Annotated in this window: 3 protein-coding genes and 1 pseudogene; all 4 read left to right on the top strand. The window is 73.0% G+C overall.

Features of this window, described 5'->3' with window-relative positions:
* Positions 1–427, top strand: a pseudogene (locus tag CHY22_RS10040) (lantibiotic ABC transporter permease); the annotation flags it as partial.
* A gap of 111 nt (positions 428–538) precedes the next feature.
* Entirely contained in the window at positions 539–823 is a 285-nt protein-coding gene (locus CHY22_RS01640; protein ID WP_089571938.1) for a hypothetical protein, read from the top strand.
* 44 nt (positions 824–867) lie between these two features.
* Positions 868–1,530, top strand: coding sequence for a response regulator transcription factor (locus CHY22_RS01635; RefSeq protein ID WP_089571936.1), 663 nt, complete (start codon positions 868–870; stop codon positions 1,528–1,530).
* The coding region (locus tag CHY22_RS01630) for a HAMP domain-containing sensor histidine kinase (RefSeq protein ID WP_210401395.1) at positions 1,518–2,696 on the top strand (1,179 nt) is incomplete at its 3' end. The genes CHY22_RS01635 and CHY22_RS01630, both read left to right, overlap by 13 nt.

Below are 2,696 nucleotides of genomic sequence, written 5' to 3'. Positions count from 1 at the left end.
CGTGCTCGCCGTCGCCGGGCGCCTGCCGCTCGGGCCCGCTCCGCTTGCGGCCGCCTGGGCGGGCATCGTGCTGGGCAGCCTGCCCCTCTACGCGCTGGGGCTCGGCGTGGCCCTGCGCCTCGGCCGCAACGCCGCCATCGGCGGCGGCGCTGCGGGTATGCTCCTCGCGTTCTTCTCAGTGGGCGGGCTTGCGCACGGCCTCATGACCGGCGAGCTCACCGGTGCCCTGGCGACGCCCCTGGGCTGGGTGCCGCTCGCCTGGCCCGCGCGCCTGGGGTCGCTCGGGGTGGAGGCCTTCATCGACGCCGCACGCGCGGCGGGCCCTCTCCTTACGACTGCGCTCGCTGGCCTCGCCCTCACCCTAGCAGCCGCCGCCGTCCTTCTCGCCTGGTTCTGCCGCTTCGAGGACGGGAGGGCAGATGCGTAGGAGGCCGCTCGCCGCCGTGCTCGCCCTCCTCTCCGCAGCGCTCGTCCTGGGCAGGAATGCCCTGCTCGACGCCGGCTGGGGGGGTCGGCGCTGCGCTCGATCGCCGACCGCGTGCTGCCCAACCTTGAGATCGCCATGTGGGCGCCCGCGCTCGGGCCCGGCAGCCACGCGAGCTCCTACGCCGACGCCACCGGGGCGGGGGCAAACTACGTCTACCTGGTGGACGCGGCGGACGACAAAGGCAATGTCCGAGAGCTCCAGCTCATCATCTTCGGGCGGGAGTCGGACGGCGAGGGCTGGCTCGAGATCGAGGCGCACGGCGGCTCGGGCGTGCGCTACCGCGTGTGCGACGCGGCCGAGGCACCCACGGCTGCGCGCAGGGCTCTGGACCGCTGAGCGCGGCGCTAGTACAATTCCGACGAGAGTTTCAGGAGGTCAACATGGCGAGGATACTGGCAGTGGATGATGAACGGGCGATCCTCGACGCGCTCGCGCGCGTCCTCGGCCGCGATGGCCATGAGGTCGTCAGGGCGGCGGACCCGACGACGGTCCCGGGGATGGACCTCTCGCGCTTCGACCTCGTGCTCTGCGACGTCATGATGCCGGGGCTTGACGGCTTCGAGCTCGTGCGGCAGATCCGCCCGGACTTCGACGGCCCCATCGTCTTCCTGACCGCGCGCGTGGCCGAGGAGGACGCCGTGGCCGCCTACGGCCTGGGCGCCGACGACTACGTCCGCAAGCCCTTCGGGGCCGCGGAACTGCGCGCCAAGGTCGCGGCCCATCTACGCCGTGAGCGCCGGCCGCGCTCGCACGCCCTCTCCTTCGGGGAGGTGCGGATCGACCTCGGGGCGCGCGACCTCGCCGTGGGCGGCGAGACCGTGCCGCTCACGCCCACCGAGTACGCCATCTGCGAGTACCTCGCGCGCCACCCCGGGCAGGTCATGAGCCGCGCGCAGATACGCGAGGCGGTGCTCGGCTGGGAGAGCGACGCCGACGACGCGGCCATATCCATGCAGGTCAGTCGCGCCCGGAGGAAACTCTCCGAGGCCGGCGCCGATCCGATCGCGATCGTCTGGGGGATGGGGTACAAGTGGCAGCTCTGAAGATCGGGGCGCGAGGTCGCGGGGGCATGCCGCTCTCCTTCGTCATCGCGCGCTACTTCGCCTACGCGTTCGCGGCGGTCGCCACGGCGTGGCTCGCGTCGTTCATGGCGCTCTCCGCAGCGATCAACGCGGGCTTCGTCTACGAGGCAAGCTGGGGGCCGGCCAATGTGCGCGAGGTCGCGGAGGGCCTGGCACGCGACGGCGTCTGCGGGCAGCAGGACGTGCCGACGGCCTACCGCTACCTCATCCTGAACAAGGACGGAAACGTGCTGATGACAGACCTCGAGAGCACGCGGCTCGAGGACGCGAAGGAAATGGCTCGTACGGCACTCGCCGCGGATCCGGGCACAGTGGAGATCGAGGGCGGGGGTTCGGGCCTCACCTACGCTGCGTTCCCGCTCAAGGGCGGCGGGGCCTGCGCACTCGTCAGCGAGTACCTGCCGCAGTGGGTCTCGCGCGATCTCGCCAGCCTGCTTCCCAACCCGCAGAACCTCATGCTCGTCGGCGCCGCTGTGGGAAGCGCGCTCGCGCTCGCGCTCGTGGCGCGCCGTGCGAGCCGCGTGATCTCGCGCAAGATGGCGCCGCTCGCGGAGGCGGCGGGGCGCGTCGGCGCGGGGGAGCTCGACTTCGCGGTCGGCAGCACCAACGTGCGTGAGGTGAACGACGTCCTCGCCGCGATGGACGCCATGCGGGCCTCCCTCTCCGAGTCGCTCGAGGCCCGCTGGGCCGCGGAGCGGGGGCAGCGCGAGCAGATGGCGTCGCTCGCCCACGACCTCAAGACGCCGCTCACCGTGCTGCGCGCCAACGCCGACTTCGTGGCGGAGGAGCTGGAAGACGAGAATGACAGCGACCTCTCGGCCGCCGCGCGCGACATAGCCGGCGGTGTCGAAAGGCTCGACGGCTACGTGCGCCTGCTCATCGAGGCCTCGCGCGGGTCCGGCGGGGCGGAGAGGGCCCCCATGCGGCCGGCCGAGCTCTGCGAACAGGTCCTCGCCGAGGCCGCCCAGATCGCCCGGGCGCGAGGCGTGACGCTCGACGCGGCCACGGGCCCCGCTGTCGCGGGCGCGCCCGAGGCCCCGCTCGACCGAACCGCCCTGGCGCGAGCCGCCGCGAACCTCGTGGTCAACGCCGCCGAGCACGCGCGCTCGCGCGTGGCGGTCTCCTGC

Origin of the sequence: Collinsella sp. TF06-26, assembly GCF_002232035.1 — a bacterium.
Lineage (GTDB): Bacteria > Actinomycetota > Coriobacteriia > Coriobacteriales > Coriobacteriaceae > Collinsella.
Note: the sequence above shows the minus strand (reverse complement) of the source record. Positions and strands in the feature narration are given on the sequence as shown.